Raw genomic sequence first — 7130 nt, 5'->3', positions numbered from 1 at the left:
CGGGTGAGGGGGAGACGGGGGCGGCCGGGACGGCGGCCCGGGTGAACTCCAGCACCTTCACGCCGGTGCCGGCCTGGGTGTCGGCGCCCTTGCGGACCAGCGCCCGGGCGACCGCGTCGGCCATCCTGGCGGCCTGCCGGGGCCGCCCGGACCGGGCGGTGACCGAGATCATCGGGGTGTCCGGCGAGGTGGCGGTCTGCACGGCGGCCCGCAGCGCGGCGGCCGTGACGCCGGCCTCGGTCTGGGCGCCGCCGACGACGGCGACGTCCGAGGCGACCCGCCCGTACGCCTGGGCCAGGCCCATCGCGGCCGCCGGGTCGGATCCGGCGGCGGGCACCGCGATCACATAGCTGGTGGCCGCGTACTCGGCGGGCGTGGCCAGCCCGTAGCCGGCTCCGGTGAGCGCGCCGAGCACCGCCGCGACCGGGACCAGCCAGCGGCGGCGGGTGCGGCGCAGCCGGGTGAGTCGGCCGATGGCGCCGCGGGCGGCGCGGGAGCGCAGCGACCGGAGGGAGGAGAGGGCCGGTCGCAGGGCGGTCATCCGGGGCATCCGTGACTCGCTTCGTCGAGGAGGGTGTCGTACAGGGCTGTCACCTGGCGGGCGGTGTGCGCGATGTCGTAGCGCCGGACGGCCGCGGGCACGACCCGCCGTACCGGGGCGCCGGTCGGGACGGCGGCCGCCCCGCCGGCGGTGACCAGAGCGGGACTCGCCGCGGCGCCGAGGGCCCGGGTCCCGGCGGCGATCCCGGCGATCTCGGCGGCGATCTCGGCCGGTGAGCCGCCGACGCGCCGGGCGTCGGGGGCCTCCGCCGGGGGCAGGTCGTCCACGGCCGGGCAGGTCACATGGCGGACCGGCAGCCCGGCGGCCAGCGCCTCCACCACCGCGAGACCGAACGCCTCGTCCGCGGAGGGCGAGACGAACAGGTCCATCGCCGCCAGCAGGCCGGGCAGCCGGTCCGCGCCGGCCGCGCCCGTCCACACCGTCCGGTCGGCGACCCCGCAGGCCGCCGCCAGTGCGCGCAGCCGGTCCCGCTCGGGCCCGTCGCCGACCAGCAGCAGCCCGGCGCGCGGGAGGCGGTCGGCCACCTCGGCGAACGCCCGGACCAGCGCGTCGAACCGCTTGCCCGGCACCAGCCGCCCCACCCCGCCGACCACGTACGCGTCGGGGGCCAGCCCCAGTCGTTCGCGCTCGGCCGCCCGGGCCGCCGGGTCGAAGGCGAAGCGGCCGGCGTCGATGCCGTTGGGCACCGCCCTGATCCGGGACGGGCGCACGCCCCAGTCGGCCAGCCGGCGGGCGACCGACGGCGAGACGGCGACGGTGGCCGCGCCCAGCCGCTCGGAGGCCAGGTACAGGGCGCGGGCGCCCGCGGTCAGCGGCCGGCCCTCGATCTGCACCTCGCCCAGCGAGTGCTCGGTGGCGACCACCGCCCGCACCCCGGCGAGCCGGGCGGCGAGCCGCCCGTAGACGCAGGCCCGGTACAGATGGGTGTGGACGACGTCGTACCGGCCGCGGCGGATCAGCCGGACCAGTCGGGGCAGCGCGGCGAGGTCGCGGTTGCCGCGCATGCCGAGGCAGGTGACGGGGACGCCGTCGGCGCGCAGGGCGTCGGCGACCACGCCGGGGTCGGTGAGGGTGACGACCTCGCTGACCACCTCGGGCGGCATATGGGCGATCAGCAGCCGCAGTTGGTGCTCCGCGCCGCCGGCGCCCAGTCCGGTGACGATGTGCAGCACCCGGCGCCCGCTCACGAGGAGGCCCTCCGTCCGGTCACCGGGGCCGCCGGGGCGGCCGGGCCCAGGTCGACCGGGGGCCGCCGCCAGCGGTGCAGCCGCAGCTTCAGCTCCAGCCGTACGGCGGTGTCCCGCTCCCCGACGTGGACCCGCGGCAGCGCGTGCGTCCCGGCCAGCTCCGGCGGCGGGTCGATGGCGACCCCGTAGGCGTAGCCCGCCTCGCGCGCGGCGGCGACCGTCCGGGCGTCGAGCCGGCCGTAGGGGTGGCAGAAGCCCTGCGGGGCGCGGCCGGTGGCGGCGCGCAGCAGCTCGCGGCTGAGCCGGGTCTCCTCGGCGAGTTCGCGGTCGCCGGCCCGGGTGAGGTCGATGTGCAGCAGTCCGTGCGAGCCGATCTCCATCCCGGCGGCGGCGCACCGGCGTACGCCGTCCTCGCCGAGCAGCGGCTTGCGCGGGCCCTTCGCGTCCCAGTCGTTGGCGCCGCCGAGCCGGCCGGCCAGGACGTAGACGGTGGCGGTGCACTCGTGCCGGCGCAGCACCGGCACGGCCACGTCCAGGAAGTCGGCGTACCCGTCGTCGAAGGTGAGGCCGACCAGGCCGCGGGCCGCGCCCCGCCGGGCGGCGCCGAGCAGTTCGCGCACCGAGACGCCGCGCAGCCCCTTGTCCCGCAGTCTGCGCAACTGCCGGTCGAGCCGGTCCGGGGAGACGGTGACCTGGTACGGGTCGTCGTCGGTGGTGTCGGCGACCGAGTGGTACATCGCCACCCACAGGGGGGTCGGGGAGGGCTGTCGGCTCAGAGGCATGCGGACGCTTTCGTGCGGTCGGCTTCGGTCAGGGACGGCGGGCCGCCGGGCGGCGGCGCAGCCGGGCGGCCGCCGCCGCGGCCAGGGCGGGGACGAGGGGGGCGCGCAGGGCCAGGGCGGCGGCGGGCAGCACCACCGCGACGGCGGCGCTCGCCAGGGTGACGGCGAGCAGCGGCGGGCCCACCGCGCACAGCCGCCCGGCGGTGGCGGCGGCGAGCGCGGCGGCGGCCATTCTGGCCAGCCCGGACAGCAGGGCGCGGGCGCCCAGCGGGACGCCGCCCCGGCGGGCGCCGGCCAGCAGCAGCCCGGCGGTCAGGGTGATGCCGAGCGCGTTGCCGGCGGCGATGCCGGGCGCCCCCCACACGCCGGCCAGGGCCTGCCCGGCGACGGCGGTGGCGGCGATCCCGGCGAGCATCGCGGCCGCCGGGTGCCACAGCGGCCGGGCGGCGGAGAACGAGCAGCGCACCAGGGCGCCGACCAGGGTGTGGCCGAGCAGCCCGAGCGCGTACACCCGCATCACGGCGGCGGTGGCGGCGGTGTCGGCCGGGTCGAACGCGCCGCGCTCGAAGAGCAGCCGCACGATCTGCGGGGCGGCCGCCAGCACGGTCGCCGCGCCGAGGAGCACGATCAGCCCGGCCAGCAGCAGGTCGCGTTCGGCCCGGCGGCGGGCGGCGGCGGTGTCGCCGGCGGCGAGCGCGCGGGCCACCACCGGGAAGCTGACCGTGCACACCATCAGCGACAGCGTCATCGGCAGTTGGGCGACCTTCTGGGCGTAGTTGAGGTGCGAGATCGCCCCGGCCGGCAGCGGCGCGGCCAGGAAGCGCTCTACCAGCACCTGCGACTGCCGGCTGACCGCGAAGGCCAGCACCGGCGCGACCACCGCCCAGGCGACGGCCTGCCCCGCACGGTCCGCCGCGGCCGGCCCCCGCGGGGAATCCGCCGGCCTCTTCAGCCGCCGCCACAGTCCCGGCGCCTGGAGCAGCACCATCAGCACCCCGCCGGCGGCGACGCCGGCCGCCGCCGCGCGCACCCCCCAGAGCGGGCCGAGCAGGACGATGGCGGCGATGATCCCGGCGTTGTGGGCGACGTAGATCGCGGCGGGCGCGGCGAAGCTGCCGTGCGCCCGCAGGGCGGCGCTGAAGTAGCCGGCGAGCGCGAAGGACAGCACGCAGGAGGCGGTCAGCCGGACGCAGTCCACGGCGAGGGCGGAGCGGGCCAGGCCGGGGGCGAGCAGGGTGACCAGCCAGGGCGCGGCGAGCGCCAGCAGCGCGGCGGCCGCGCCCAGGACGAGGACGGCGCCCGGCAGAGTGGCCCGGACCAGGGCGCGCACCGGGTCCGGGCCGGGGCCGGGGGACGCCGGCCGGCGGGCCAGCGCGGCGGCGAAGGCGGGCACGAGGACCAGCGCCATGCCGTCCTCGATGAGCAGGGTGGCGGCGAACTCCGGCACGGTCCAGGCCACCAGGAAGGCGTCGGTCTCCGGGCCGGCGCCGAAGTGGGAGGCCAGCAACTGGTCGCGGAGCAGGCCCAGCAGCGCGCCCGCCGCGGTGAGCGCGGCGGTGACGCCGGCCGCCTTGGCGAGCCACCGCCCGGAGCCGTGTCCGGCGGCCTCGGCGGGCGGGTCGGTCGCCTCCGGCGGCCGTACGGCGGTGGGGGACGGGGCGTCAGCCATCGGCGCCGCCTCCCACCGGGGCGGCGACCGGGTCCGGCTCGCCCGTGCGGGCGGCGACCGCGGCCCGCTCGCCCGACCGGGGGCGGGCCAGGCCGCGTACCGCCGGACCTGGCCCCGGCGTCCACGGCGCGCGCCGCTCGGCCGGCTCCAGCGCCCACCAGCCGGCCAGCCCCAGCACCAGGGAGGTCAGCACGGTCGCCGGGCCGCCGATGTCCGCGTAGGCGAAGTCCACCAACTGCCAGGCGAGCAGCCCGACCGCGACCAGCCCGCAGTCCGCCGGCCCGCCGAAGCGCCCGCGCGGCGCCCCGTCCCGCAGGCCCAGGGCGCGCAGCTTGCGCAGCCCGCACCCCAGCAGCGCCAGCCAGCTTCCGGCGAGCGCCAGCAGCCCCAGCAGGCCCTGCTCGCCCAGGATCAGCAGGTACATGTTGTGCGGGGACAGCAGCGGCTGTTTCACGAAGCCCTGGCCCGCGCCGGCGGTGTCGCTGCCGGAGGAGAGCGCCAGCGAGGCGTTGCCGTCCCGGTGGGCCGGGAAGCCCTTGAGCCCGACGCCGGTCAGCGGCTCGGTGCGCCACATGCCGACGGCCGCCGCCCACATGGTGTACCGGTCGGTGACCGAGCGGTCCGGCGCGGCGGTGACCTGCGAGATGCTGGCGACCCGCTCGGTCACCATCTGCGAGCCGACGCCCAGTCCGGCGACCAGCACGGTGCCCAGTGCCGCGCCGGCCAGCGCGACCCCGGCCGCCCGGCGCGGACCGGACAGCACCAGCAGCAGCGCGCAGGCGGCGGCCGTCGCGATCCAGGCGCCCCGGCTGAAGGAGACCACCAGTGGGAAGAGCAGCAGCGCGGCGCAGACCAGCGCGGCCGTGCGGGTGCGCCGGCCGGGTGAGCCGAGCGCCAGCGCGACGGCCGCCACCAGCCCGTACGCCACCGCCGTCGCCATCCCCATCACGTCGCCGGCGCCGAAGGTGCCGACCGCCCGGACGTCCGCGCCCATGTAGGAGGCGCCCGTCGCGGTGAGGTTCTGCACCGCGCCGATCGCGCCCTGCGCCAGGGCGAGGGCGACCAGCGCCCAGGCGGTCAGCCGGAAGTCCCGGCGGTCCCGCAGCAGCAGCACCACCGCCCCCGGCACCAGCACGAACACCTGGAGGTAGCGGACCACGCCGGGCAGGCTGACCGCCGGGTCGTAGGAGGCGACGGCCGCCGCGCACACCCCGAGGACGGGCAGCCCCAGCACCACCGCCGCGGTCCGGGACAGCGGCCGGGCCCGGTGGCGTACGAGGCGGACGGCCGCGTACACCACCAGCACCCCGGAGGCGGCGTCGGCCACCGTGCCGCCGCCGGCGTCGCCGCCCGGCGGCGGCACGGCGAGCAGCGCGACGACGGCGAGCAGCGGCAGCACCGCCGCCGCCCGCCGCACCGGCCCGTGCTGCGGCCCGGCGCGCATCAACTGCCCGCCGGGCGCAGCAGCGAGAGGGCGGTGCGCAGCAGGATGACCACGTCCTGCCAGAGCGACCAGTGGTCGATGTAGTGGTTGTCGAACCGGCAGCGGTCCTCGATGGAGGTGTCCCCGCGCAGCCCGTGCACCTGGGCCAGTCCGGTCAGCCCGACCGGCATCCGGTGCCGGGCCGCGTACCCGGGATGCAGCCGGCTGAACTCGGCGACGAAGTAGGGACGTTCGGGTCGTGGGCCGACCAGGCTCATATCGCCGCGCAGCACGTTCCACAGTTGCGGCAGCTCGTCCAGCGAGGTGCGCCGCAGGAAGGTGCCGACCGGGCCGAGGCGGGAGTCGTGCGCCACGCTCCAGCGGGTGGCGGCTTCCGTCTCGTCGGCCGGCCGCAGCGTACGGAACTTCAGCAGGGTGAACAGCCGCCCGTCCTGGCCGACCCGCTCCTGCCGGAACAGCACCCCGGGCCCGTCGGCGAGGCGCACCGCGCCGGCGCAGGCCAGCAGCACCGGGGCGAGCAGCAGCAGCGCGGGCGCGGCCACCGCCACGTCCAGCAGCCGCTTGAGGGGCCCGCCGGGGTACGCCGCCGGGGCGTCGATCCGCCGCCAGGGGTGCCCCCACAGATGCCGGTCCATCGGGGCCGCGCCGGCCGCCGGCCCGACCCGCACCTCCGCGCAGCCGTGCTGCCCGAGCAGCGCCGCCAGCTCCTCGTACGCTCCCGGCCGGCGCTCGGCGTCCGTCCCGGGGCCCGGCTCGGCGTACGCCGTCGGTCCGGGCACGGCGTACGCCCCGGTGAACAGCGCCACCTCCACTCCGCCGCGCACCACCGCCCGGTCCACCTCGCCGGGCGTCGCCAGCACCGGCAGCGCCGCGCCCGCCGGGGTGCGGGCCTCGTCCCCACCGGCGTCCGGGTCCGCCACGGCGACCGGGCGCAGCCCGTACTCGGGGTGCTCGGCCAGCGCCTGCGCCAGCTTCAGCGCCCCGGCCGCGGGCCCCACCACCAGCGCGGGGCGGGGCCGCAGCCGCAGCGCGCGCCGGTGCCGGCGGTGCACCTCGGCGCGGGCCGCGCAGACGGCCGCCAGATGGACGGCGTACGCGGTGAGCGGCGCGGTCCAGCCGGCGGCGGCCGGGTCCCGGACGGCGACCAGCGCCGCGGCCAGGCACCAGACCACGGCCGCCCGCCCGGCCAGCGCGGGCAGTTCCGGCGCGGGCGCGGGCAGCGGCGAGCCGCCGCGGTACAGCCCCGCGCAGGCGTCCAGCGCCACCAGCACCGCGGTGAGCTGGAGCAGCAGCCCGGCCGACGGCACGCCCCGGCCGGGCAGCAGCACCGCGAGGGCGAGCCCGCCCAGCAGCACCGCCGCGCAGTCGGCGGCCACCAGGGCGGCGGTGAACGGCGGCGCGGGCGCGGGCCGGCGCGGCGGCGCGGACGCCCGGTCCGCGCCGGGTGGGGCGGGCACGAAGGCGGTGGGGGCCGCGCCGCCCTCGG

General features: G+C 79.2%; 6 protein-coding genes. All 6 read right to left on the bottom strand.

Going from position 1 to position 7130, the window contains the following annotated elements:
- Positions 1-541: YveK family protein (locus tag C6N75_RS10460; protein WP_146132533.1), on the bottom strand; the 541-nt coding region annotated here is incomplete at its 3' end.
- The gene (locus tag C6N75_RS10455; protein ID WP_258177325.1) at positions 538-1749 is read right to left on the bottom strand and encodes a glycosyltransferase; all 1212 of its coding nucleotides are present in this window, start codon (positions 1747-1749) and stop codon (positions 538-540) included. The genes C6N75_RS10460 and C6N75_RS10455, both read right to left, overlap by 4 nt.
- Positions 1746-2531 (bottom strand): polysaccharide deacetylase family protein, encoded by a 786-nt coding sequence (locus C6N75_RS10450; protein WP_105868604.1) that lies wholly within the window; start codon positions 2529-2531, stop codon positions 1746-1748. Before C6N75_RS10450 ends, C6N75_RS10455 begins: the two co-directional genes overlap by 4 nt.
- 28 nt (positions 2532-2559) lie before the next feature.
- Positions 2560-4200 carry a lipid II flippase MurJ gene (locus C6N75_RS10445; RefSeq protein ID WP_105868603.1) on the bottom strand — a complete coding sequence of 547 codons (1641 nt, stop codon included), beginning with the start codon at positions 4198-4200 and terminating at the stop codon, positions 2560-2562.
- On the bottom strand, positions 4193-5644 hold the full coding sequence (locus C6N75_RS10440; protein WP_105868602.1) for an O-antigen ligase family protein: 1452 nt from the start codon (positions 5642-5644) through the stop codon (positions 4193-4195). The genes C6N75_RS10445 and C6N75_RS10440 overlap by 8 nt, the downstream gene beginning before the upstream one ends.
- Positions 5644-7130 (bottom strand): sugar transferase (locus C6N75_RS10435; RefSeq protein WP_105868601.1); only part of this gene is annotated, 1487 nt, incomplete at its 5' end. The genes C6N75_RS10440 and C6N75_RS10435, both read right to left, overlap by 1 nt.

This window comes from Streptomyces solincola, from assembly GCF_002982015.1.
In the GTDB taxonomy this organism is placed as follows: domain Bacteria; phylum Actinomycetota; class Actinomycetes; order Streptomycetales; family Streptomycetaceae; genus Streptomyces; species Streptomyces solincola.
This window is presented reverse-complemented; position numbering and strand designations above follow the sequence as displayed.